A 26,790-nucleotide genomic window follows, 5' to 3' on the forward strand; every position below is an offset into this window, starting at 1 on the left:
AAAGTCTGATTTTATGAAGAAAAGTACAATCATATTCTTTACCGTTCTCGGGATCCTGTGTAATGCCCAAAATTTTAAAACCAAAAGAGGTATCATAAGCCTTGATGGTACCCATGTTGCTAAGATCACAAACAAATCCAGCATCTATACATTCATGGACCTGAATGATACCCCGATGTATACTATAGAATTCATAGATAAAAGTATAGTGGACTCTGTAAGAGACAGTTATATAAAACTGAACAGGGTGTACAACAGGGATAAGACAATAGAAATGGACTATATTTCTCCGTCAGCCTTTTCCGGAGAGGAAAAATCAGCAGTTTATACTTCTATTAAAGGTCTGAAAATTATTGATAATAAAGGGATCAATATTAAAAACCTGGATGATATATTTAAAAATATTCCAAAAAGGAAGCTGGATGCCAAAACCAAAGATGCCTATACCACCAGAAGTAAAATTGATAAGCTCAACATTGAGGTTAATAAAGTAGGTGAGATCATTAGTAACGGCATTCCTGTCGGATATTTTACTAATCTTCCGGTAAGTTTTGGTTCTGAGGATACCATTACCGACAAAACTTTCATAGATATCGAGGTGTATGACGCTAAGAGTAAATACATTGGAAAATACATTACTACTACCAAACAGATCAAAACAGCTAACGGGAAAATCTTCACCATCTACAGGGAAATGTCCGGCAGAGCTTCTCTGTTAAAATTTCCTACTTATAAAGCTATTGCAGAAAGAATGGCAATTATGGACCCGAATTTTATTAAAGTTCAGGAAAAAGTAATTGTTGGTGACGTTGTGAAAGGAAATGCTGAAAAGTAAAGATTATGTTGTCTTTGAATACTCATAAAAATTCCCGGGATTAAATTTTCGGGAATTTTTTCATTTTATTTTAAAAAATTACAGACTTAAAATCACTCCGTTTTCCTTAAGCTGCTGCATAGGTTTCGAAAACCAGAATAATTCAAAATCTTCAAAATTTTCTTCAAACTGACCCTTAAGTTGCTGAGCTGTAACTTTTTTAGGATTTTCTATGGAATTTTCTTCCAGCACTTTCATTAGCCATTCTGCTTTATCCTGCTCTAGGTCAATCTTTACGATGTTCGTTTTTAAGTGGAATGTAAGAAGCGTATATGGACCGGAGTATTTCTTTTTATTTTTTATGCGATTCTCAGCGATTACGTTTTTGGTCAAGAAAACAACTTTTGAGTTGCCTTTAAAGCCGAATTGGCCATCATCCAGAAGACAGTCATGAATATAATCAGGATGAACTGTAGTTCTCGGGATTTTAAAATCAAACCATTCCTGGAGCGGAAACTCAAAATTGATTCCGTGCATATAATTGAAGAGCGATTTTTTTAATCCAAAGCTGAATCGGCTGTGATCGATTCCGGTTTTATCTTTAAAATCAATATCATTATTGGCAAACAGAATTTCCTGCTTCAGAGGAGTCACTCCGAATTCTTCAGGATTAATTCCGACAGGCGAATGCGCGGTCATGGCAAACTGATGCCAAAAAGCACTTTGAAGAATTCCCATCTCAACCATCTGCCTTACCATTTCCAAAGAGTCTACCGTCTCCTGGACAGTCTGAGTAGGGTAGCCATACATCAGATACGCATGAATCATGATTCCGGCTTCCGTAAAATTTCTTGTTACCTTTGCGACTTGTTCTACAGAAATACCTTTATCTATCAATTGTAGCAACCGGTCACTGGCTACTTCCAGTCCTCCGGAGACGGCAACACATCCCGAAAGTTTTAACAGATAGCATAAATCACGGGTGAAGCTTTTCTCAAACCGGATATTGGTCCACCACGTAACTACCAGATTTCTTCGTAAAATTTCCAAGGCAACTTCCCGCATCAATGCCGGTGGAGCAGCTTCATCCACAAAATGAAATCCCGTTTCGCCAGTTGTTTTAATGAGCTCTTCCATTCTGTCCACTAAAATTTTAGCAGAAATAGGTTCGTAGATTTTGATATAATCCAGAGAAATATCGCAGAATGTACATTTTCCCCAGTAGCAGCCGTGGGCCATGGTCAGCTTGTTCCATCTTCCGTCACTCCATAAACTGTGCATTGGGTTGGCAATTTCAATCATTGAAATATATTGATCTAATTTCAAATCTGTATAATCCGGTGTACCGATATCCGCCTGTTTATAATCGTGTCTTTTGGAATTATTTTTATAGGTAACTTTTTGGTTTTCAAGTAAAAATGTTCTCTTGTATTCTGCAGTTTCTTCTGAAATATGTAAACTGTTGTAAAGGAGCTCAAGAGGAAGTTCACCATCATCAAGGGTAATAAAATCAAAGAATTCAAAGACTCTCTGATCTTTCACTTCCCTTAATTCTGTATTGGGAAAACCGCCGCCCATCGCAGTTTTGATGTGGGGATAATTTTTTTTAATGAATTGGGCACATTTAAATCCGGCATACAGATTTCCCGGAAACGGGACTGAAAAGCAGACCAGTTTTGGTTGAACTAATTCTAATTTTTCCTGAAGAATTTTAAGAGTAAAATTGTCAATAAATGTTTGATTATTTGATAGATTTGAATACAGCTCATCAAAAGAATTAGCGCTTTTTCCGAGGCGTTCCGCATATCGGCTGAATCCAAAATCCGAATCAATATTTTCAATTATATAATCAGAAAGATCTTCTAAATATAGGGTAGCAAGATGCTTGGCTTTATCCTGAAGTCCCATGTTTCCAAATGCAAAATCCATATCATCCAGCTGGTTGAAACGGGAGGCTTCGGGGAGGAAATTCATGCTGCAGATCTGCCTGGCCAGCGTAGGGGTTTTTCCCTGCAGAAAAGGAATGACCTGATCTATTGTTCTTAAATATTCTTCCCGTAATGCATAGATTCGCTGTGAATTCTCTGATATTTCCTGAAGATTGATTTTTGTGCTGAAAATTTTCTCAAGTCCGTTTTTTGAAAATAACTCCAAAATAACATCAAGCCCCAAATCGATCTGGTAGCTGGAAATATTTTTGGTATTCAGAAAGCCTTTTATATAAGCTGTTGCCGGATAAGGAGTATTGAGCTGGGTAAAAGGCGGAGTAATGAGAAGAAGATCTTTCAACAGGAAATTTTTGCAAAGTTATTTTAAATTCATCTAAAATGAAAAATCTAAGCAGGAAAGTTTAAGAGTATTTTCTTAATTCTTTAAATATCCTGTCGATATCAGTTATTAAATTTCCAATGATAATAGGTCCATTTTATACCCAATAATCCGGGATAAGTTTCAATATCGAGATAATCTCCTTTTTCAAATTGATGATACGTTTTGCGGTTTACATTGGTTGCAACAGGTTTTGAATGCTCCGTCGATGATATGTCTTTTTCTTTTGGAATAATCTTAAACTCATAGTTTGTAACTTCGTAGGGACCTTCTGAATCGTATTTTTTTTCTACAGCACTGGCTTTATCGGTAATTATATATGCTTTCGATGATGGTTTGGAAAAATCAAAAGATGCATTAACAGCTAAAAAGAATGGGATGCTATAGAAACTCATTGTCAGTAAGATATGTTGAGTGTTGTTTGGTATATCTTTACTTTTCAATTTAATAAAAAGCCCTGTCATTATGGGTAAAAGGAATAAAATTAATTGGATAGTTAAGCTGAAATCATATAATTCAAAAATTTTCCACAGGATAAAGCCATATAAAACAGGTGTGGTAAGAAACAGAAGCTTATAGCTAAGATACAGATCAATATTTTTCCTATCAGTATCATTCATGAAAAATCTTATCCAGGGAATACAAAAAATGATCACACACAGAAACCTGAATTGCCATGATATCGGGTCCGAAAACAATAAGACGGTACATAAGAATATTCTTGTGATAAGAGAAAAAATAATCTTTTGAATAATTTGCATACTGTATTAGCCCATCAATTTGTTGGGTAAATATAATATAAAAATTTTGTTATGGAATACTAATTATCAGTCAGTGACCTTTAAGGCCGTAGATTTATTACGTCTTGATTTTCTGCTATCAGCAAGAACATTAAGAATGACTCCCAAAAGAATCAGTATAATCCCAATGAGTAAATTGGCAGTGAATTTTTCATGAAACATAAGGACACTTACCATCACCGCAACCACAGGTTCCAATGCTCCTAAAATAGCAGTGGGAGTAGACCCTATATATTTTATGGCATACACCAAACACAGACCTGAAATAACGGTAGTGAGAAAAGCAAAAACAATAAAATTTAAAAAGATGGATACGGAAGGGATGGCAAAAGATTCACCTTCGGCAGAAGCTTTTATCATAAAAAATGCTGAAGTAAAAAGCATAGAGTAGAATGAAAGCTTGAATCCCGATACTTTAAGATCAGATTTATTAACGATCACCATATAAAGAGCATAAAATAATGAGCTCAACATCACAATTCCAAGACCTGCAAAATTGATCTCCAGACCATTTTCTTTTAAGCATAAAACAATAACACCTGCAAAAGCCAGAAACAGAGATATTATAGAAAGTTTTGTGAGTTTTTCCCTATAAAAGAAAAACATGATTAAAGCTACAATAACCGGATAAATAAACAGGACGGTAGAGGCAATTCCCGGGGTAAGAAAATCGTAGCCAATGAATAAAAATTCTGAAGAAAGGGCATAGCAGACTCCCAGAACAGCAAGGATCAAAGCTTCTTTTTTATTGATCCTGAAGCTTTCTTTGGAATACAGCAGATATCCTCCAACCATTAAAGCAGAAAACAAAAATCTATAAAACAGAGTAATGTCCATAGAAAAATGAGCCTGCTTAATCGGCAGGATGAAAATAGGGATCAATCCGAATGAAACGGATGATAAAATGCCTAACAAATAGCCCTTTAATTTCATTCCAATTTATTTTATAAAAAACCACTGAAAGTAATCAGTGGTTTTTCTAATATTATATGATGATATCGTAATTACATTTGCTTGTATTCGATATTCATCTGTTTTTCCATTTCTCTGTAATGTCCTGAGGTTAATTTTTCACGGATGCCATCAAAAGCAGCCAGTGTTTCATTAATTTCTGAATCTGTATGAGAAGCCGTCGGGATCAATCTTAATAAGATCATTCCTTTAGGAATTACAGGATATACCACTACTGACGTGAAAACTCCATAATTCTCTCTAAGGTCTTTAGCTAAAAGAGTAGCTTCAATAGTAGTTCCTTCTATGAAAACAGGTGTTACACACGTATTGGTATTCCCAAGATTATAACCTCTTTCTTTCAGACCGTCTTGAAGTTTTTTTACGTTCTCCCATAATTTCGCTTTAATTTCAGGACGGGTTCTCAAAAGCTCCAGTCTTTTTAAACCTCCAACGACCATTGGCATTGTTAAAGATTTAGCAAAAATCTGAGAACGAAGATTGTATTTTAAAAATCGGATGATGGTTTCATCTCCGGAAAGAAAAGCTCCGAAACCGGCCATAGATTTGGCAAAAGTAGAGAAATATACATCAATCTGATCCTGGCAGCCCTGCTCTTCACCCGCTCCGGCTCCGGTTTTACCCAAAGTTCCGAAACCATGTGCATCATCTACCAAAAGTCTGAAATTGAATTTTGATTTCAGATCACAGATTTCTTTCAGTTTTCCCTGCATTCCTCTCATTCCGAAAACCCCTTCGGTAATTACTAAAATACCGCCTCCATTTTCTTCTGCTACCTTAGTTGCTCTCTGTAAGTTTTTCTCTAAGCTGGCAATATCATTATGTTTGAAAGTAAAACTTTTTCCCATATGAAGACGAACTCCGTCTACGATACAGGCATGAGAATCAGCATCGTATACAATGACGTCATGTCTTGTAACCAATGCATCAATCGCAGAAACCATTCCCTGATAACCGAAATTTAATAAATAAGCGGCTTCTTTTTGAGTAAATTCTGCCAATTCTTTTTCCAATTGCTGATGCTGCTGGGTTTCACCTGACATAGCCCTTGCACCCATCGGATAAAACATTCCGAATTCTGCAGCTGCTTTTGCATCAGCTTCTAAAACTTCCGGGTGGTTACAAAGTCCTAAATAATCGTTTGCACTCCAGAAAATTACATCCTTGCCTTGAAATTTCATTCTTGGGCCAATTGGACCTTCCAGTTTTGGGAAAACAAAATATCCTTCAGCATAATCAGCAAATTGTCCCAACGGACCCGGATTTTGTTTGATGCGGTCAAAAATATCTAACATTTTGTATCGTAATTTTTAAGTGAAAAAGCCTTTTCTGCAGAGCACAAAAGGCTTAATTTGTATCGTGGTTTAATTAAATCTATTTAATAAATTCTGTCTTGAAAACTTCATCGTAATTGTGTACGCAGTTATTTACAAAACCCTGTTCGGCCATCCATTTATCGCTGTATACCTTAGTAATATATCTAGATCCGTGATCAGGATAGATCAGGACAATGATATCATCTTTGGTAAGCTCGTGAGACTGTGCATACTGGATCAGCGCCTGAGTTACGGCTCCTGTAGTATATCCTCCCATGATAGCTTCTTTAAGGGCTATTTCACGGGTTCTGTATGCGGACATCTCATCATTTACTCGTACAAACTCATCTACCTTGTCAAAAAGCAGGGCAGCAGGGATCAAATTTTTACCCATTCCTTCAATCTGATAGGGATGAACATCTTCTTTATGGATTTCTCCCGTTTCGTGATAGCTCTTCAGGATAGAACCGTCAGCATCCACTCCGATAATCTTGATATCCGGATTTTTTTCTTTTAAGAATTTACCCGAACCGGACAATGTTCCACCCGTTCCAGTGCAGGCAAAAAGGTGGGTAACCTTGCCTTGTGTCTGCTCCCAAATTTCAGGACCTGTGGTCTGGTAGTGTGCATCAATATTTAATTCGTTAAAATATTGATTGATGTAAACTGAATTTGGTGTTTCTGAAGCTATTCTTTTAGCTACTTCATAATAAGATCTCGGATCATCTGCAGCCACGTTGGCAGGACAAATATATACCGTAGCCCCTAATGCTTTTAAATAGGCAATTTTTTCGGGCTTCGTTTTGTCGCTTACCGCCAGAATACATTTATATCCTTTGATAATACAGACCATCGCTATAGAAAATCCGGTGTTTCCTGAAGTAGTTTCTACAACTACAGAATCTTCCTTTAATAAACCTTTTTGTTCAGCATTTTCTATAATATGAAGTGCTATTCTATCTTTTGTGGAATGTCCAGGATTATATGATTCTAACTTGGCATAAACGGTTGCAGGAATATCTTTTGTAACAGTATTAAGCTTCACCATAGGAGTATTTCCTATTAGGCCAAGAATATTATCGTAAACATTACTCATTATTTGTTATTTTCAATAAAAATCTGACCGCAAAAATACAAAAAAATAAATAATTACTAAACTTTTGTTTGTTTTCAAGCCAGCGATTCAGCAAAATTTATTTTCTGATTTGCAATCTTAGCTGAAGTACAATCACAAATACCACGCCAAAATTTTTAAATTTTGTTAAAAACACCACAGAATGGTATAAAAGCCTTATTTTCGCGTAATTGATTTAATACTATGAAAAATTGGACTTTTAGGCAATGGAACACCGTTTTAGGATGGGTGATTTTCGTCATTGCATTTTTCACGTACTTGTCGACCATAGAACCCAATTTCAGTTTCTGGGACTGCGGCGAGTACATTTCCTCAGCTGTAAAACTTGAAGTAACGCATGCTCCCGGAGCGGCCTTATTCCAGATTGTGGGTGCCGTGGCAGCCATTTTTGCTTTAGGGAAAGGTGAAAATTATTCAATCGTAATCAATGCGATGTCTGCATTGTTCAGTGCATTGACGATTTTATTCTTATTCTGGACGATTACCCATTTTGTAAGAAGGCTTTTGAACAAAGACTTTGATGAAATTACAAAACACCAGGAAATCTCCATTCTTTTTGCAGGAGCGGTAGGCGCATTATGCTTTACCTTTTCAGATACTTTCTGGTTTTCTGCCGTAGAAGGAGAGGTGTATTCCATGGCTTCCCTGTTTATTGCCCTGCTGGTATGGCTAATTACCAAATGGGAAAACGAATACCTTGCGAAAGACAGCGAAAGATGGATCATCCTTATTTTCTTTGTACTGGGGCTTTCTGTAGGAGTACATATGATGGGGATGTTGGCAGTACCGGCTGTTTGCCTGGTGTATTATGCAAGAAACTACAAATTTACCTGGAAGAATTTTATCTGGGCCAATGCGATCACACTGGGAATTCTGATCATTGTTTTCAAAATTATCTTCCCATTGATCATGACCATGTTCGGAAGACTGGAAATATTTTTTGTCAACGGGCTTGGACTACCTTTCCATTCAGGAACGATAGTAGCATTTCTTCTGATGGTTGTAATATCTTATCTCCTGATTAAATATGCCAGAAAAGCCAAGAAAAATATATATCAGACTGCTGCATTGTCAATAGTTTTCATGATTATTGGTTTCTCATGCTGGATGGTGATTCCTATCAGAGCCAATGCCAATCCTCCGATGAACCTTAATGATCCTGATACTGCCATTGGTATGCTGGATTATTATAACAGAGAACAGTATGGTGACTGGCCAACTATCTACGGTCAAAATTATACTGCTTTCCTTGATGCGAACGGGATTGAGAAAAATGAGGACGGCAGCTTCAAGACCAAAAAAACCGGAGAAATCTATGAAAAAGATGAAAAAACCGGAACCTACAGAAAAACCGGTGACCGGTTCAATTATACATTCAGTCAGTCTCAGATCAGCTTAATGCCGAGAATGTTTAATGAAGATAAAGACGTAATGGCAAACTACATTTCTATGTACGGAGCTCCTGATTTCACCTTCAATTATGCCAATGAAGAAGTGGCAGACAATCCACAGGCTAAACAGATCTTTGATGAGCTGAGAGCAAAATATGAAGACAAATCCATTACGGCAGCTGATTACCTGAAAGTAAAACCTTATAACCTGATCAATGTTCAGAAGCCTTCACTGGCTCAGAATATGGATTATTTCATTACCTTCCAGAACGGGTATTACTTTGTAAGATACCTGATGTGGAACTTCGTGGGAAGGCAGAATGATCTTGAAGGCAAAATGGAGAATACAAGAGGAAACTGGATCTCCGGAATTCCTTTTATAGACAATGCCTTACTTGGGAACCAGGATAAAATGCCTGCAAAATTCAAGAATGAAAGCACGGTTAAATTCTTCTTTTTACCCTTAATCTTAGGATTGATCGGTTTCTTTTTCCAGTTTAACAGGGACTTTGGAAGATTCTATGCACTGCTTTCATTATTTGTTCTAACAAGTGTCGGAATTATTTTCTACACAGGCGTGAAGCCATTCGAACCAAGAGAAAGAGATTATGCGATGGTAGGCTCATTCTATGCATTTGCGATCTGGATCGGCCTTGGAGCTGGAGCTATTTTATGGTTTATCCAGTCTAAGATAAAATCAAACGGAGCAAACATTGCTTTGGGAGTAGTTTTATTAGGTGTACCTTTTATGATGGGATTCCAGAATTACAACGTCCATGACAGAAGTAATAGATATACAGCTTATGATTATGCTTATTCAGTATTAAAGTCACTTCCGAAGAACGATATTTTGTTCGTTTACGGAGATAATGATACATACCCTGTATGGGCTATCCAGGAGACGGAAAGGTTCAGAGATGATGTGAAGGTGGTTAATTTTACCCTTGCTTCAACTCCGTGGAACCTAGATCAGGTAAAGAGAAAAACATATAATGCAGCAGGAATTCCGAGCGAGCTGACTCATGAAGATTACAGAGACGGAGTGAATGACCAGATCTATATGATGAAGAAAGAAGACTGGGAAGGCGTTTTCTCTATGCTGAAAGAACAGGGTGTTCCGGATACTCAGTTTGGAGCTTTCAGAAAATACCTTACGCAGGATTCACTGACCCTTAAAGAGGCTGTTGATTTTATCAAATTCAAATCTCCTGAAAAGGATGAGCTTTTGAAAATGTATTTTGGTGAAGAAAAATTTGAGAAGTATAATATTCTTCCAGTGAACAAATTCATTCTTCCTGTTAATAAAGAAAATGCTTTAAAAGCAGGAATCATCACCCAGGCAGATCTTCCGGATGTAGTAAATCAGATTATGATCACTTATAAAGGAAACACGCTTTATAAAAACAACCTGATCATGCTGGATATGCTGGCGAATTTCGATTGGAAGCGTCCAATCAACTTCTCATCAGGGGGAATTTACGACAGCGAGAATATCTTTTATCTTGATGAGTATCTTCAGTTTGACGGTTTCAGCTACAGGCTGGTTCCTATCCATACCGCTCCAAATGAAGACGGAGATATGGGAAGAGTAGATGTCAACTCCCTTTACAATGTTGTAAAAAACTTCAGATGGGGAAATTTTAAAGATCTGAATACTCATTTTGATGAAACTGCTACTTCAAATATTATGAGCTATAGAATGTCAGCAAGCAGAGCCGCTTCGGCATTGGCTTTAAAGGGGCAGAAGGCTAAAGCCGTAGAATTATTGGACCTGGCTTCAAAAGAAATTCCAGCTGAGAAATTTAACGATCCGCGTTCATTAAGCTCTATGGTCACAGGATATATCATTGCAGGACAGGAGAAGAAAGGCCTTCAGCTGGCAGAAATCCTGAAAAAAGGTATTTTTGAAGAATACGATTATTATCTGAGTCTTTCACGGGCTGATCAGAACTTTGCAAGAAGACAGATGAGATCCAAACCAATGGAATATTCTCTTGTGGTAGCCGCTGTTACAGATGCTTATAAAAAGTTGGGACAGAATGAAAAGGCATATGCTTACCTCGTGAAATCTATAGAACCTATCGATAAGAAGTTCAATGTTTTCATCAAAGAGCTTCAGCAGATGGGTAAAGAAAAGGCAATGAAAGAATCTGAAAATGTACAGAAGATCACTCCTTTCTATCAATATTTATTTGATGTGATGCAACCTTTTGATTCTACGTATTCAAAAGAGAAGGAGGATCAGATCACTACCGCGATCATTAAAGCAACACAATAAAAAATATTAATAAAAATATTAAAAAAAACGGGACTTTTTAGTTCCGTTTTTTTTGTTATTGGATTCATAAATTTAAGATTATATTTGTGATACTAAAAATGCGTGATGGCTCAAAATAATAGACTCCCAATCTATGCCGTGATTTTTACGGTTGTTTTTAAACTTCTCTTTTTATTGACTCACTATATTCAGGAAGATGCATTCATTACCTGGAGAGTTGCCCAGAACCTCTTAGATTATGGAGTAATAGGTTTCAACGGAGAAACCAAAATTTCAGCTTCTACCACACATCTGTATGTTTTCGTGTCCTATCTTTTCAATCTGATCTTAGGAAAAGAATATTTTATTGAACCCCTGCTGACCTTCAATTCCATACTTTTTACCATAGGAACCTTGCTTCTTGCGCATCTGACTCTTAAAAATCCGTGGCATAAAGCTATTTTTATATTTTTAATCGGAATATTGCCGCCCTCCATTAAAATTTCTATCCTTGGAATGGAGTACGGGTTACTTTTCTTTCTGGAAATGGCACTTCTGTATTACGGTTTCAGCAAAAACAAAAGATGGGCACTGCTTCTCTTACCGATTTTAATTATGTTTACAAGAATTGATACGGTGATCTTTTTAGGCATTGTGTTTCTTGTTGATATTTTTTGGAACAGAAAAAGCAGATGGCAATATGTCTTTGGAGGATTGTTAGGTGTTTTATCCGTATTGTCTTTTAACTGGCTGTATTTTGGAGAGCTGGTTAATAATACCATTGTGGCCAAAAAGCTTCTGTATGAACAGAACTTCACTTTTGTGCAGCATATCAACTATTTTCTGGAAAGCTTTGGGAATTTTTGGGGAATGCTGAAACTTCCCGGAAACTTCAATCCCGTTACCATCATCATACTGATCTTTGAGCTGCTGTGCTTTATTTATCTTGTAAGACAGAGAGAAAAGAGAAATTATTTTCTATGGATAATTTTTATTTTCGGATGGGTAAAACAAATTATTTTCATCTCTCAAAAAAGCTTATTCGATTGGTATTACTGGGTGCCTCAGCTTCTGCTTTTTGTTCCCATCCTTATTTTTGTTTTGGAGCAAAAAGAGAAGAAAAATGTATGGTTATCCTTATTAGTTGTATTTTATGTAGTTCCAATGCTGGCTTTCCAAACCATGCATGCCATTGCGACAGGACACGGAGAATGGAATTACCGAAGAGAGATCGGACTGTTTTTGGATACCTTCGAAAAAGATAAAAATCAGTGGATTCTTTTGGAACCTGCAGGTTATGTACCTTATTTTTCAGGATTAAAAACGATTGATGAAGTAGGATTGGTAGATAAGCAGATCCAGACGGAAATAAAAAAAGACAAAGTTCATTACTGGATTAATACTGTAAAAAGCAGGAAGCCAAAATATCTTCTTTCCTATAAGAATTTATTTAAAGGAAATGATTCTGTGTATTATCAAACACATTATAAACTGATGAAAGAATTCAGAATAAAAGATAATCTGAAAAGCGATAACCCTATCCTGGAAAAAATTTATCACCTTAAGCCATCCGGAACGGATTATAATTTATATATTAAGAATGATTAAAAGATTGAATAATTTAAAGATTTTAAAGATTTTAAAGATTGATGGAAAAGAGGGAAGAAGTACACATTTATATACTAAAACCCTGTAACCTCATACCTGTTATCTAATCCCTAAAATATGAAATACTGTGCTTTTCTTCGTGGTGTCAACGTAAAAGGAACCAATATGAAAATGGCGGATGTATGCCAGGTTTTTAAAGACGCCGGAATGCAGGATGTAGGTTCGGTACTGGCTTCCGGAAATATTGTGTTCACTTCTGATAAAAATGCCGTGGATTTAAAGAAAATTTTAGAAAAAGCAATGTCTGATCATTTTTCTTACGAAGCTTTCTTATTCATAAAATCACAGGAAGAAACTGAAGTTTTCTGGAACAGCATTCCTTTTGAGAAAAAAGATGATCTGCATATTTATGCCTTTGTAGGAAATCCCGGAATAGAAAATGTTTTGAATGCGGAATTTGAAGCTGCTTCCAAAGCTGAAAACGAAAAAGCTGAGATCGTTGACAAAATATTTTACTGGCAGGTTCCGAAAGGAAACACTTTAGATTCTTCTTTTGGTAAGGTTCTGGGCAAGAAAAGCCTTAAAGATCAGTTCACCAGCCGCAATATCAATACTTTTGAAAAGATTCTGAAAAAAATGAATTCATAATCTGCGCATCTGTAAAATATGCGGGAGATCTTATAAATTTCACAAATCGCTTTTTAAAACTTTTCTACATTCCCTAAACCCTAAACCCTAAACCCTAAACCCTAAACCCTAAACCCTAAACCCTAAACCCTGAATCTATAATCTTACATCTCCACTCAAATAATTTCCGATTCTGAAACTTTATAAGTATTTTTACTGAACTTTTTAATTTTACATAAAATGATCCAGTATTTAGATAATATCCACCATAAAGATTCAAAAAACTTTTTCCTTATTGCCGGTCCATGCATTATTGAAGGCGAAGATATGGCATTGAGAATAGCAGAAAAAGTAATCAGCTTAACAGATAAATACAATATCCCTTATATTTTCAAAGGAAGCTTTAAAAAAGCAAACAGAAGCCGTGTAGATTCTTTTACGACCATTGGTGAAGAAAAATCCCTGGAAATTCTTAGAAAAGTGGGAGAGACTTTTAATATTCCTACCACAACGGATATCCACGAAAATGAGCACGCTGCACTGGCTGCACAATACGTTGATGTCCTTCAGATTCCTGCGTTTTTAGTACGTCAGACCGATCTTTTGGTAGCTGCGGCTGCAACCGGAAAATGTGTAAGCCTGAAAAAAGGACAGTTCCTTTCTCCTGAATCTATGAAATTTGCCGTTCAGAAAATTACAGATTCCAATAACCAGAAAGTGGCTATTATTGAAAGAGGAAATTCTTTCGGATATACGGACCTGATCGTAGACTACAGAGGGATTCCTACAATGAGACAGTATGCGCCGGTTATTCTGGACGTTACCCATTCCCTGCAGCAGCCTAATCAGAGTTCCGGAGTTACAGGCGGAAGACCGGATCTTATAGAAACAGTAGCCAAAGCAGGAATTGCTGTAGGAGCAGACGGAATCTTTATTGAGACCCATCCTACACCTGAAACCGCTTTGTCAGACGGAGCCAACATGTTAAGATTAGATTTATTAGAAGATTTGTTACAGAAATTGACAAGAATTAGAGAATCAATTTTGTAATTGTTAAAAAATCCCTATTTTTAGAAATTCTTAAAATATTTCTTTTGAAAAAACTAGTTTTACCACTAAGCCTTATGGTTCCCGTGCTGATTTTCTCTCAAAACAGAAAAAAAGATACTGCGGATAGAGTAACCGATATTGAGGAAGTCGTTTTCCAGAAAAAAGTGATCGGGAAAACAAATGACATTACCAATGTAAAAATCTCTGCAAAAGATGCAAAAGGAATCGCTACCATAGGTGGAGGAATTGAAGGTCTTCTTAAAACATTGCCTTCCGTAAACTCCAATACCGAGCTCTCTTCACAATATATGGTACGAGGTGGAAACTATGATGAAAACCTTATTTACATCAATGATATTGAGATCTACAGGCCTTTTCTGATCAGAAATTCACAGCAGGAAGGGATGAGTATCATCAATCCTGATATGGTTTCGACTGTCAATTTCTCTGCCGGAGGATTTGAGCCGAAATATGGCGATAAAATGTCTTCAGCACTGAATATTTACTACCGTGAGCCTGAAAAATTTGAACTTTCCGGAGAAGCAAGTTTGATTGGCGGACGGCTAACAGCTGGTTTGGCATCAAAGAATAAAAAACTGACTGCTTTATTTTCAGGAAGATACAGAAATACCAATTTAGTTCTGAATACACTGAACGAGGATACGGATTTTAACCCTACCTATTGGGATTTCCAGTCATATATCAATTATCATCTCAACGATAAGTTCTCCATGTCATTCATTGGATATTACTCTAAGAACGATTATGAAATGATTCCGAAAGCCAAAAGTGTAACTTTTGGAAGCCTTAAGCAGCCAATTACTGTAAATATTGGCTATGGTGGACGGGAACAGGATATGTACAAAAATATGATGGGAACTTTTTCCCTGAATTATAAGCCTTCGGACCAATGGAAGTTTACATTGGACAGCTTTGCCTATCAGAACAGAGAAAAAGAATATTATTCTATTGCTTCAAGCTATGAGATCCAGACTTTTGATTTTGTGACAGGAGCGCCTATTCCTTCTTTTGATGGCGGCGGGCAGATTGAGCATGCAAGGAATGACTTATTTGTAAGAACTTACGGAACCCAGTTCAGAGCAAAGTTTTCTCCCAATATTAATACAGATATAGAAGTCGGATTTAAATACGAAAAAGAAAACCTGAATGATAATACCAACGAATGGAAGTTGGTAGATGCCGCAGGATATAGTATTCCGCGTCCTATTGATGATCCCCGGACAGGAGAATCTGGAGATCTTGAGCTGTTTTACCAGATCGCAGGCAAAAATAAGATAGAACCTTCAAGGCTTTCTGCCTATGCGCAGTATTCTCAGAAGTTTTACTGGGGAGCCAGCAAGGTATTCTTGAATGCCGGAGCCAGAGTCTCAAACTGGAGCTTCAATAAAGAAACAATCTTTTCACCGAGATTCCAGTTTGCCATAAAACCAGATTGGGATACGGATATGCTTTTCAAGCTTTCCGGAGGAATCTATTACCAGGCCCCTTTCTACAAAGAGATCAAAGATCTTGACGGAAACTTCAATTCCGATATAAAATCTCAGCGTTCCATGCAGTTAATTCTTGCCAACGACTATGAGTTCTATATGTATGACCGGCCATTTAAGCTGACTACAGAAGCTTATTATAAAAAAATGGATAATCTGATTCCTTATTATATGGATAATGTAAGAATCCGCTATTCAGGAAAAAATAATGCTTCAGGATATGCCTATGGAATTGATACCAGGCTATTCGGGGAATTTGTTCCGGGTGTAGATTCATGGCTGTCTGCAAGTTATGCTAGGGTATACGAAAATATTGACGGAAGAGGAAATATTTCTAGACCTACCGATCAGAGATTCAGATTTGCAGTGTTCTATCAGGATTATATGCCAAAATTTCCATCGATGCGTGTCAACCTTACTTTGGTATACGCTATGGGACTTCCAAACGGAGCACCTGTTTTTACAGATCCTTACCAGTATCAGAAAACGCTGCCGGCTTATAAAAGAGTGGATTTAGGACTTTCAAAAGTATTTATTGATTCTAAAGACAAGAAAAAGCGTTACGGTTTCTGGGGCAATTTTGAAGAATTAACATTGGGAGTTCAGGTGTTTAATGCATTTAATATCAACAATACCGTGGCCAATCAATGGGTCACAGATTACAACTCAAGCATAATGTATCCGGTTCCGGTGCGTCTTACAGGACGGTTCTTTAATGTAAAACTTGAATTCAAATTGTAGAATAGAGGTTAGATTTTATAAGTTAGAAATTAGCTCAATCTGCAAAATCAGTGAGAGTAAAAATAAATAAGGCTTCTGAATATTCAGAAGCTTTTTCATTAAGCAGAATTTTATAACAAGTATACAGAAATTTATAACAGCAGTTTCCTGGATATTTTTACCTTTGTCTTACAATGAAAAAGATTCTTGCCATATTATTCTCTGTTTTTTACTTTGGATTCTCTTCCGGAGCAGCTTTCAGTGTACATTTTTGTATGGAGGAATTTGTTTCCGTAAGCCAGAAAACCTCAGATATTTGTGGCAAATGTGGTGTCAAAGAAAAAAAAGGATGCTGTAAGACTGAAATTAAGGTCGTAAAAGTAGATGATTCCCAGAAATCTGATCTGCTGATGATTAATTTTTTAAGTCCGATTGCTCCGAATTTATCACAACACCAGTTTTTCTTTATTGACAGGTCTTTTTCAGCTACTAAATTTACCCAGATAAGAATCAATGGGCCACCTGAGTACAGGCCGGTTCCCATCTATATCAATCATTGTCATTTTAGAATTTAAGATCCGTCTGTTGTCTGGTGTGAATCAGGTGATCATACCTTTGCGGGCAACACGGCTCGACGCATGATGCGTTTCAATTATTCTCTATTAAAAATTAATTCTAAAATTTAAAACAATGAAAAAATATATCATTACAGCAGCATTATCCTTATTTTCAATCATTTCACTTTCTGCACAGTCTAAAAAAGACGCTCAGGTTACAAAACTGTATCAGAACTACATTGCCATTAAATCAGCTTTAGCTTCTGATGATGCAGATAAAACCTCAAAAGCCGCTGCAGAGTTTATCAAGACAGCTTCAACTGTAGACTACAAATTGGTTTCAGAAGGCAACCTTAATATTTTGAGAAAGGATGCTACAGTGATTTCCGATGCGCGGAATATTACAGCCCAGAGAGAAACCTTTTCCAATCTTTCTGAGAATATGATCGCTTTGACAAAAGAATTTAAACTTTCAGAAAAACCGGTTTACGTACAATATTGCCCAATGGCTGATTCCAGCTGGCTAAGCGATGAAAAACAAATCGTTAATCCATACTACGGAAAATCTATGCTTTCTTGCGGAAGTGTAAAGTCAGAATTAAATTAATTATTGTATTTAATTTTAAAACAATAAGTTACATAGAATGAATTATAATTAACTTTAAGCTGTGTATCTTTTAAAAGTTCGGAATATTATGAAAAAACTGATCATATTTCTGGTGCTTTTGTTCTCTGTTTTTACTTTTGCGCAAACAACGAAAACCTATTATACCTGTCCTATGCATCCTGAGGTAGTATCGTCCAAACCTGGAGACTGTCCGAAGTGCAAAATGACGCTGGTAAAGAAAACAGTTGTGGTGAAACCAAAAGCTACGGTGCAGCCACAACCCAAACTTGTGCCCAAAACAGTTCAAAAAGCAACGGAAGCTAAAACCAATACCAATAAATCCAAAATAAAGACTGAAGCTAAAACTAAGACTGTTCAAAAGCCAAAAGCTAAAGAGAATAGAATAGATAAAACTAAAACGAAATCTCATGTTCAGGCAAGACCTGCTGAATCTCAGTCTGCTGCTGTGTACACTTGTCCGATGCATCCCGAAGTCACTTCAGATAAACCCGGAAGGTGTCCAAAATGCGGGATGGAATTGGTAGAGAAAGAAAATCACCAACATACAGCTACAGAAGAACCGAAAACAGATCAGTCTGTATTCAAAAGAAATTCTGAAAACGGAAAAGTGACATTTGGTGGAAAAACAGTGAGATATGATCTGTATGTAAAAGATACAATCGTGAACTTTACAGGAAAAAACCGTAGAGCGATTGCGATCAACGGAAAGCTGCAGGCTCCGACCTTATATTTCACTGAAGGAGATACAGCGGAGATTTATCTTCACAATATGCTTAAGGAAAATACAGGGCTTCACTGGCACGGGGTGATTCTTCCCAATGAGCATGATGGGGTTCCATACCTTACCACAAAACCTGTAACACCTGGAGAAACTCATTTATATAAATTCAGAGTCTCTCAAAACGGAACGTATTGGTATCATTCCCATGAAGCTTTGCAGGAACAGATCGGGATGAACGGAATTCTGGTATTCAATAAAAGAGAAGGAGAGCCTAAACCGTCTTATACCAAAGAAATCCCTGTACTATTAGGAGATTGGAGCGATGAAGATCCTATGCAGATTGCAAGAAGACTTCATATGGCTAATACAGACTGGTATGCTATTAAGAAAAATGCAGTACAGAGTTATTGGGAAGCCATTAAATCAGGGAACTTTGGGACAAAAGCTTTGAATGAATGGAAAAGGATGGAAGCTATGGATGTGAGTGATGTTTATTATGATAAATTCCTGATCAACGGACTTCCAAGCTCCGACTATTCTAACCTGAAAGCCGGTGATAAAGTGAGATTAAGAGTCGCCAACGGAGGATCATCCACATACTTCTGGCTGAATTACGGAGGCGGAAAAATAAAAGTAGTGGGAAATGATGGAAATGATGTGGTTCCGGTAGAAGTTGACCGGCTTATCATTGGAGTTTCAGAAACTTATGATATTGAGGTAACCATTCCTGAAAACAAAAGTTTTGAATTCCGTTCCACATCAGAAGACAGGGTAGGACACGCTTCGCTGTGGCTGGGTTCCGGCGAAAAAGTAGAAGCGCCTAATCTGCCGAGGCTGATGCTTTTTGAAGGAATGAAAATGATGAACGGAATGATGGAAATGAGCGGGAATATGAAGCCGATGAATATGACGATGGGCAATCAGATGATGGATATGAATGAAGTGATGTATCCCGAACTTCCCGAAAGTCAGAGAAAAATGACGATGAAGCATATGAATGAAATGATGGGAGTAAAAACCAAAGAAGATGATAAAGGTAAAAAGGAAGATCATTCGATGGTGGCTTCGGGAGCCTCAGCCACCGGGCACGAAAATCATGCAGGAATGGATATGAAGGAAGAAAAATCAATTAAAAGACTTTCATACAACCTCCTAAAATCTCCTGAAAAAACTATTCTTCCGGGCGAAAATGTAAGAGCGCTGAAGTTTACATTAGAAGGAAATATGAATCATTATCTGTGGACTTTAGACAATAAAACGGTTACGGAAACAGATAAGATTTTAGTTAAAAAAGGGGAAATCCTGAGAATTACCATGTATAATAATTCAATGATGCGCCACCCGATGCACCTTCACGGTCATGATTTCAGACTGATCAATTCAAAAGGAGAATATTCTCCCCTGAAAAATGTAGTAGATATAATGCCGATGGAAACCAGCACAATTGAATTTGCGGCCAACCAGGATGGCGACTGGTTTTTCCACTGCCATATTTTATACCATATGATGGCCGGAATGGGAAGAATATTCAGTTATGAAAATTCAAAACCTAATCCACAGCTGCCGGATAAAAAACTGGCCTGGAAAAATTTTCTGAAGGACAACAAAATGATAAGCTCTATGGCAATGCTGGATATTGCGAGCAATAAAGTACATGCGGAAACGATGACGATGTTCGGACCGAGATGGGCTAACCTGAACGAATTTCATTCCAACTGGGATTTTGATCATTTTGAAGGTAATGTGAAAGTCGGAAGATTCCTTGGGAAATTCCAGTGGGCGCTTCCATATGCAGGATTCAGGATTCAGAAAAATCATGAAATTATGGAAAGGCAGATGGCGGAAGATATGGGAATGGAATTTCACGGAAAAAAATCGTGGTTTGGACAGCAGAAAGCTTCAAAAGACAAATATGCTTTTATGGTCGGGGTACAGTATCTTTTACCCATGCTCATTACAGCAGATGCAAGCGTGGACCAAAATGGAAAAGTATTATTGGAACTAAGCCGGGAAGATATTCCGATATCCAGAAGGATAAGAGGAAATTTTAGCCTCAATTCTGACGGAGAATTCTCAACCGGACTGAGATATATTGTACAGAAATGGGTTTCAGTTTCAGGCAATTATGATAATGAAATGGGCTGGGGAGCCGGAATTACCCTGACTTATTAGATAAAAGGAACCCAATTTGGGTTCCTTTTTTATTTTCATATTCAAAATATAACATATTTTTGTATAAAATGAGCTACTCATGATCAACAGGATTATTCAGACAAAACCGCTTCCGTTATTCATTTTACGTTTAACAGCCGGATTAATTTTCCTGTCAGAAGGATTACAGAAATTTATAAATCCCGAAAGTGTAGGTGCAGCAAGATTTGCAGAAATAGGTTTTCAAAACCCTGAGCTTTGGGCATCTGTGGTAGGCTCGGTAGAAATTGTATGTGGAACTTTATTGCTCGTAGGTTTTATTTCCAGATTGGCTGCTCTTCCTTTATTAATTATTATGATCGTGGCTTTTGTTACAACGAAAATCCCAACTTTACTGAATAAAGGCTTTTGGGTGTTTGCCCATGAATACAGAACAGATTTTGCAATGACGATGCTTCTGATCTTTTTACTGTATTTTGGAAGTGGTAATTTTTCAATAGATAAAAATTTGATAAGCCGTGAACAGAAATAATGAACTGAAGGCACTTGCCCGTGTTTTTATTACTTTGGGAGTTACTGCATTTGGTGGTCCGGCAGCCCATATAGCTATGATGCAGCAGGAAGTGGTGGCTAAACGAAAATGGATGAGTGAAGAGCATTTCCTGGATCTGATGGGAGCTACAAATCTTATTCCGGGGCCTAACAGTACCGAAATGGCAATGCATATCGGGCAGGACAGAGCGGGTTGGAGAGGTTTGGTTGTGGCAGGATTATGCTTTATATTTCCGGCCGTAATTATTACGTTATTTTTTGCATGGCTTTATAAAGAATATGGGCAGCTTCCAGAGGTTCAGCCATTTATTTATGGGATTAAGCCTGCTATTATTTCAATTATTCTGATAGCCATTTTACCGCTGGCAAAAAAATCATTAAAAAATATACAGCTTGGGGTCATTGGTGGAGCAGTACTGATATTGGCTTTAGTGGGTGTCAATGAAATATTGCTGTTATTTGGTGCCGGATTATTAGCTATGGGATTATCATTGCTGTCAAACAGGAAAACGATCAGTTCATTTTTACCTCTTGGTATATTACAGGTTTCAGATTTTAATTTATTTTCAACTGCTAATGTAAGTCTATTTCTGACATTTCTTAAAATAGGCGCAATTTTATATGGGAGCGGTTATGTATTATTTGCCTTTTTGGATGCCGAACTGGTAGAAAAAGGTTTTTTGACAAGACAACAGCTCATAGATGCAATTGCGGTGGGACAGTTTACGCCGGGGCCTGTATTTTCTTCAGTTGCATTTATTGGATATCAGATCAACGGCTGGTCAGGAGCAGCAGTTTCTACGATAGGTATTTTTTTACCATCATTTATATTTGTAGCATTATTAAATCCTACTGTAAAAGTGATGCGGAATTCAAGTCTATTTTCTAAATTTTTAGATGCCGTGAATATTGCATCTGTAGCGATAATTGTTTCCGTTTGCTATGTGATGGCAAAAGAAAGTATCAGCGACTGGCGGGCAGTTCTTATAGCAGTAATATGTTTATTACTAAGTTTCGGCTTCAAAAAAATCAATAGTGTCTGGATTGTTTTATTGGGATCGTCTCTGGGATATGTATTGAATTTACTGTAAAAGGAAGGACTTTCTGTTCCTACTGGATTTGCACATTATTTTTTTCCATTGGCTTACATTTCAAGCCGGATAATCTTTTCTGCCAATTTTTGATTGGTACTATCCGGAATCAGCCGCATAAAGAAATTACGTAAGGTATTTCCTTTTTCCCACTGCGAAATTTTTCCGATTTTCCAGCTGGTATTAACGATATAATCTACCTTTTTCCTTCTTATCTTTTGAAATTCTTCAAAAACAGCATTAAAATTTTTGTTGCTTTCCAGTAATCTTCCAATAATATAAGCATCTTCAATAGCCTGACAGGCTCCTTGGCCCATATTTGGCGTGGTTGCATGGGCAGCATCTCCGATCAGGCACAGATTTTCAGAATACCATGATGGAATAGGAGACAGGTCTGTAATATCATTGAGAATGATGTTATCCTCTGAAGTTGCTTCAATAATATTGGGAACAAGAGGATGAAATTCTTTAAAATTTTCAGACAGGTCGAAATAACGTTTATGCTTATTGTCATTGATCAAAGCATACCAGTATACCTTTTTCTCTGAAATCTTCACAAAGCCGAAGCGCTTTCCTTTTCCCCACATTTCGATGGCTTCATGATCAAACTGTTCCGGTAAATCAAGTGTTACCAGTCCGCGCCAGCATTTCTGTCCGGCATTCCGGATAGTTCCGGTATTCAAAATCTGATTTCGGATCCTGGATTTTATACCGTCTGCCCCAAAAATGATTTTACTTTCCATTTGTTCTCCGTTTTCAAAATACAGAGAATAGTTCCTGTTCTTTTCGATCTTATTTAAAGAATGATTGAGCTTAATATATTCATTACCGATATTTTCAGCCAGTATTTTCTGCAGTTCAGCTCTGTGAATGGCTACATTGCAGGAGTTATATTTTTTTTCCAGTGCAGGAATGCTTGTTTTTGTGATAGGTTTTAAAGATTCATCGGTTATGGAAATTCCATGAACCTTATTTCCCGCATTTTCTATTTTTTCTTTTAATCCCAATCTGTCAAAGATCTGCATAGCATTAACGGCCATCATGATTCCGGCTCCCACAGGTTTTATTTCCGGAGCAGCTTCGAAGATGGTAAAGTCATATGAATGCTGTTTCAGGATATTTCCCAAAGCCAGTCCGCCAATTCCGGCTCCTATGATTGAAATGGTGTTCATCAGAATGAGGATTTTATTTTTACAGGCTTAAAATATAGTTTTCAGATACTTTTTTAAATCCGTATTTATTGAAAAAATGATGTGCTCCCGTATTACTGATCCCGCTTTCCAGCATCATAAAGCTGATATTCCAGTTTTTGGATTCTTTCACAGCATTTTCCAATAATGTACTTCCGAGCGACTGCCCTCTGAGTGATTCATCTAAAAGCATATCTTCCAGTACTGCATAATTTTTAAATCCGCGAATAATGTTGAAAATCAGCATTCCGATGATTTTTCCTTCTTCATTTTCAGCAATCAGGATGTTCAATTTTGACGTATGATCAGCATCAAAACCCGAATTAAGCTGATGGGTCAATATTGCTTTAAGATCCGGATTCCAGTGATTAGAATCCAAAGCTCTTCCTGAAATAATTTCTCCGTGAGAGATATAGGAATCTGTTTTATGGGCAATAAAGAAATCAACCAGTTCTTCCGTCCGCGTAGTATCCGTAAGCCATGTTGTGGTGTAATTCATTTTATTTTAAGTTTTTCAGTTCGTTCAGCAACTGATTCTGTTTATTGATGAAATTTTCCAGACTGTCAGTTTTCAGAGGATGTGCCTTCTGGTATTTTTCAATTTCCGGAAGTGTTTTTCTGATTTTGAAAGCAGTATATAGATTACTGATGTTATCATTGTTTGTATTGACTTTAGCGATCAGTTCTTTTACTTTACTGATTTTAAGATCATATTGATCGGAGCTTATTTTAATCTCTTTATCCAGCTGCTGTTTCAGAAGAGAATCTTTAATGGAAGCGGCATAGGTATGAGCATCAAGATAAAAAGACTCGGATTTTTGGAGGGTCTCACCATAAACGGCCAGAACTTTTCCGCTTTCTTCATTTATTTCTATAATCCTGTTATCCAGGGTTTTCAGGCTTTGATCGTTTTTGATCAGTTCATTATAAATCTGGTCAACCATATTTCCTTTACGATAGCTCTTTAATGAACTGGAAACGGATGATTCTGCATTGTCAACGGCATTTTCTACAGCCGTAGTATTTCTGGGTTCATTTTCTTTACAGGAAATTGTTAATATGGCTAAAGCAGAAGCGAAAAGTATTTTTTTCATAGTTTTTAGATTGATTTTTTATCTCTTATTAGTTGAAAATACTGTAAAAATTGTTACAGTATTTTACAATTGAATGTAAATCAATATTTTTATTTTCAGATTTAAAGAATAAAAATAGTTTTTGAACTGAATTGGGATTAGAAATGTCTGAAAACAATTGTATTCTTATCGCAAAGACAAACAAAGTGTATTTTTCCAGTGTGAAACGGCTTTGTTTACGTTAAAATCCACTAAATTTCTTTATAAAGCTTTGTTTATCATTGCGTTTAGATTTTAATCCTTATTCCAGATTCAGTTATTATATATTTAGAGACTGCCTTACCAACTCTTTAAAATAAAAAACAAAAAAACGGAGCCTGAAAACAGACTCCGTTACTTGTTTTTACGCTAAAATTATTTACCTAAATAAGATTTAAGGATCTTACTTCTGGTATTATGTTTTAGTCTCTTAATTGCTTTTTCTTTAATCTGACGTACTCTCTCTCTTGTAAGATCGAAAGTTTCACCGATTTCTTCTAAAGTCATCGGGTGTTTCCCGTTCAGCCCGAAGTACAATCTTACTAAATCAGCCTCTCTTGGCGTCAAAGTATTCAATGCTCTTTCGATTTCAATCTGAAGAGACTCAAGCATCAGATCTTTGTCCGGGCTTGGAGATTCTCCTGAACGCAATACATCATAAAGATTAGAATCTTCACCTTCTACTAAAGGCGCATCCATAGACAGGTGTCTTCCGGAGTTTTTCATAGATTCTTTAATATCTTCCTCGCTCATATCAAGAACTTCAGCCAGTTCTTCCGGAGAAGGTGGTCTTTCATTTTCCTGTTCAAGGTGAGCGTATGCCTTATTAATTTTGTTGATGGAGCCGATTTTATTCAGCGGAAGCCTTACAATTCTTGACTGCTCAGCTAAAGCCTGTAAAATTGACTGACGAATCCACCATACCGCATAAGAGATAAATTTGAAACCTCTAGTTTCATCGTACCTTTTTGCTGCCTTCATCAGCCCTAGGTTACCTTCATTAATTAAATCGGGTAAAGAAAGACCTTGATTTTGGTATTGCTTAGATACAGAAACTACGAAACGAAGGTTGGCTTTGATTAATTTCTCCAGTGCTGCTCTGTCGCCTGCACGTATTCTTTGTGCCAATTCTACTTCTTCGTCCGCAGTGATCAGTTCCACTTTACCAATTTCCTGCAAATACTTGTCTAATGAAGCAGTTTCCCTGTTGGTAACCTGCTTAGTGATTTTTAATTGTCTCATCTATTTTTATCCTCAAAAAAGAGTTACTATATATTATACGTATGAAGTGGTAAAAAGGTTACACCAGTTTTAATTATTTTTTAATTTTAGGTGTATAGAGGCAAGATAAGAGACATTAGGGATCAATTATGCTACCTTTCCCAACAAAAAAAGCGAAACCGAAGTCCCGCTTATATTATTTAAGATTTAAATTTCAACTGCTAAAACAAATCATTCAAAAGTTTTGCCAGTCTCAATCCACCGTAAAGAAGCTGTCTTTCAAGAGTCTCATTGAATTTATACTGATAATCGTATGATAATTTTGAATCGTTTGGAGTTTGTGCGTAGATTTTATTCGCTATTTTATGAGAATCATATAACCAGTCTTCTACAGTTCCGGCCTGAATCTGCTTTACTTCTTCCTTAGATTTGATGTCTAGAAGGCTGGCATATTCCGTATAGCTGTATTTCTGTGAATCTACCAGCTTTCCGTCCCATACAGAGTGAAGATTGGTTTTGTCTCCGAAGTAGGTTACATTGATTTTATTTCCTCCAAGATCCTCGGCTCTTCCTACGTGAAGAGGCTGGGAAAGGTCTCCCATAATATGAATAAGGAATATCAGAGCAATTTTCCTGTCTTTTTCAGAAGTTTTTTCATCTTTGATCTGGCTGGATAAAGTGTTTACCTGAGTATAAAGGCTTGGACCTGCCTGTATTTTCAGGTTTTGGCCAAAAGCTTTAAAATCTACCTGAGGATCAATATTTACGTAATGCCATGATGAAGCCTGCTTCCATACTCCTGTAGTATCAGATTTGATGAAATCCGGCCAGTTTGCCCAATAGGCAAGACGTTCTTTACCCATTATTTTTCTTATTTCTCTTCTTGCTTTGCCCGACAGATGATTTTCTGCGATCTCTGCAATGACGCGGTGCCCTGTAAGCCCCCATGCATAAGAATAAAGTGAAGATGAAATAAATGCTAAAATCAGAATTTTAGAATAAATACTTTTCATTATAAATAACATTTTACAAGCTGCAAAG

The 26,790-nt window shown here is 36.9% G+C and carries 21 protein-coding genes; 11 read left to right on the top strand and 10 right to left on the bottom strand.

Translation table 11 applies throughout. The annotated features are described in order from the left end of the window. Positions 1-13 precede the first annotated feature (13 nt). Entirely contained in the window at positions 14-835 is an 822-nt protein-coding gene (locus ACMGDK_RS01930; protein WP_436806372.1) for a hypothetical protein, read from the top strand. A 78-nt stretch (positions 836-913) separates the two neighbouring features. Here the strand turns inward: ACMGDK_RS01930 and ACMGDK_RS01935 are convergent, their stop codons facing one another. From ACMGDK_RS01935 to ACMGDK_RS01955, 5 genes are all read right to left on the bottom strand, one after another. Next, a complete protein-coding gene (locus tag ACMGDK_RS01935; RefSeq protein ID WP_436806373.1) occupies positions 914-3,103 on the bottom strand; it encodes a B12-binding domain-containing radical SAM protein in 2,190 nt (729 codons plus the stop codon). 101 nt (positions 3,104-3,204) lie between these two features. Then, a complete protein-coding gene (locus tag ACMGDK_RS01940; RefSeq protein WP_436806374.1) occupies positions 3,205-3,762 on the bottom strand; it encodes a hypothetical protein in 558 nt (185 codons plus the stop codon). A gap of 207 nt (positions 3,763-3,969) precedes the next feature. Next, on the bottom strand, positions 3,970-4,875 hold the full coding sequence (locus ACMGDK_RS01945) for a DMT family transporter (RefSeq protein ID WP_436806375.1): 906 nt from the start codon (positions 4,873-4,875) through the stop codon (positions 3,970-3,972). Positions 4,876-4,946: 71 nt separating this feature from the next. Then, positions 4,947-6,209, bottom strand: coding sequence for an aminotransferase class I/II-fold pyridoxal phosphate-dependent enzyme (locus ACMGDK_RS01950; protein ID WP_436806376.1), 1,263 nt, complete (start codon positions 6,207-6,209; stop codon positions 4,947-4,949). Between the two features lie 79 nt (positions 6,210-6,288). Beyond that, a complete protein-coding gene (locus ACMGDK_RS01955) occupies positions 6,289-7,326 on the bottom strand; it encodes a PLP-dependent cysteine synthase family protein (protein WP_426048370.1) in 1,038 nt (345 codons plus the stop codon). Between the two features lie 222 nt (positions 7,327-7,548). Between ACMGDK_RS01955 and ACMGDK_RS01960 the strand changes: the two genes are divergently transcribed. The 10 genes from ACMGDK_RS01960 to chrA all read left to right on the top strand — a co-directional run bounded on the left by ACMGDK_RS01960 (position 7,549) and on the right by chrA (position 22,226). Next, entirely contained in the window at positions 7,549-11,034 is a 3,486-nt protein-coding gene (locus tag ACMGDK_RS01960) for a protein O-mannosyl-transferase family (RefSeq protein WP_436806377.1), read from the top strand. A gap of 105 nt (positions 11,035-11,139) precedes the next feature. Further along, positions 11,140-12,621: a DUF8728 domain-containing protein gene (locus ACMGDK_RS01965; RefSeq protein WP_436806378.1), complete on the top strand. Its 1,482-nt coding sequence runs from the start codon at positions 11,140-11,142 to the stop codon at positions 12,619-12,621. A 117-nt stretch (positions 12,622-12,738) separates the two neighbouring features. Then, entirely contained in the window at positions 12,739-13,269 is a 531-nt protein-coding gene (locus ACMGDK_RS01970) for a DUF1697 domain-containing protein (protein ID WP_436806379.1), read from the top strand. A 219-nt stretch (positions 13,270-13,488) separates the two neighbouring features. Next, positions 13,489-14,298, top strand: a complete 810-nt coding sequence (gene kdsA, locus ACMGDK_RS01975; RefSeq protein WP_436806380.1) for a 3-deoxy-8-phosphooctulonate synthase — start codon at positions 13,489-13,491, stop codon at positions 14,296-14,298. A 44-nt stretch (positions 14,299-14,342) separates the two neighbouring features. Then, on the top strand, positions 14,343-16,547 hold the full coding sequence (locus tag ACMGDK_RS01980; RefSeq protein ID WP_436806381.1) for a TonB-dependent receptor plug domain-containing protein: 2,205 nt from the start codon (positions 14,343-14,345) through the stop codon (positions 16,545-16,547). 173 nt (positions 16,548-16,720) lie between these two features. Then, positions 16,721-17,101: an HYC_CC_PP family protein gene (locus tag ACMGDK_RS01985; protein ID WP_436806382.1), complete on the top strand. Its 381-nt coding sequence runs from the start codon at positions 16,721-16,723 to the stop codon at positions 17,099-17,101. A 115-nt stretch (positions 17,102-17,216) separates the two neighbouring features. After that, the gene (locus tag ACMGDK_RS01990) at positions 17,217-17,690 is read left to right on the top strand and encodes a DUF3347 domain-containing protein (protein WP_436806383.1); all 474 of its coding nucleotides are present in this window, start codon (positions 17,217-17,219) and stop codon (positions 17,688-17,690) included. Between the two features lie 88 nt (positions 17,691-17,778). Beyond that, complete coding sequence (locus ACMGDK_RS01995) at positions 17,779-20,604, top strand: multicopper oxidase domain-containing protein (protein ID WP_436806384.1); 2,826 nt, start codon at positions 17,779-17,781, stop codon at positions 20,602-20,604. Between the two features lie 79 nt (positions 20,605-20,683). Beyond that, complete coding sequence (locus ACMGDK_RS02000) at positions 20,684-21,115, top strand: DoxX family protein (RefSeq protein WP_436806385.1); 432 nt, start codon at positions 20,684-20,686, stop codon at positions 21,113-21,115. Then, positions 21,102-22,226: a chromate efflux transporter gene (gene chrA, locus ACMGDK_RS02005; protein WP_436806386.1), complete on the top strand. Its 1,125-nt coding sequence runs from the start codon at positions 21,102-21,104 to the stop codon at positions 22,224-22,226. The genes ACMGDK_RS02000 and chrA overlap by 14 nt, the downstream gene beginning before the upstream one ends. A 53-nt stretch (positions 22,227-22,279) precedes the next feature. On the opposite strand, the gene ACMGDK_RS02010 is transcribed toward chrA, so the two are convergent. The 5 genes from ACMGDK_RS02010 to ACMGDK_RS02030 form a co-directional block, all read right to left on the bottom strand. Then, complete coding sequence (locus tag ACMGDK_RS02010; protein WP_436806387.1) at positions 22,280-23,398, bottom strand: FAD-dependent monooxygenase; 1,119 nt, start codon at positions 23,396-23,398, stop codon at positions 22,280-22,282. A 19-nt stretch (positions 23,399-23,417) separates the two neighbouring features. Continuing rightward, entirely contained in the window at positions 23,418-23,915 is a 498-nt protein-coding gene (locus tag ACMGDK_RS02015) for a GNAT family N-acetyltransferase (RefSeq protein ID WP_436806388.1), read from the bottom strand. 1 nt (position 23,916) lies between these two features. Beyond that, positions 23,917-24,510: a hypothetical protein gene (locus tag ACMGDK_RS02020; protein ID WP_436806389.1), complete on the bottom strand. Its 594-nt coding sequence runs from the start codon at positions 24,508-24,510 to the stop codon at positions 23,917-23,919. A gap of 393 nt (positions 24,511-24,903) precedes the next feature. Further along, the gene (locus ACMGDK_RS02025) at positions 24,904-25,770 is read right to left on the bottom strand and encodes a sigma-70 family RNA polymerase sigma factor (RefSeq protein WP_002979276.1); all 867 of its coding nucleotides are present in this window, start codon (positions 25,768-25,770) and stop codon (positions 24,904-24,906) included. Between the two features lie 200 nt (positions 25,771-25,970). After that, on the bottom strand, positions 25,971-26,762 hold the full coding sequence (locus ACMGDK_RS02030) for a S1/P1 nuclease (protein ID WP_436806390.1): 792 nt from the start codon (positions 26,760-26,762) through the stop codon (positions 25,971-25,973). Positions 26,763-26,790: the final 28 nt, after the last annotated feature.

Source organism: Chryseobacterium hilariae, from assembly GCF_051400735.1.
Taxonomy (GTDB): domain Bacteria; phylum Bacteroidota; class Bacteroidia; order Flavobacteriales; family Weeksellaceae; genus Chryseobacterium.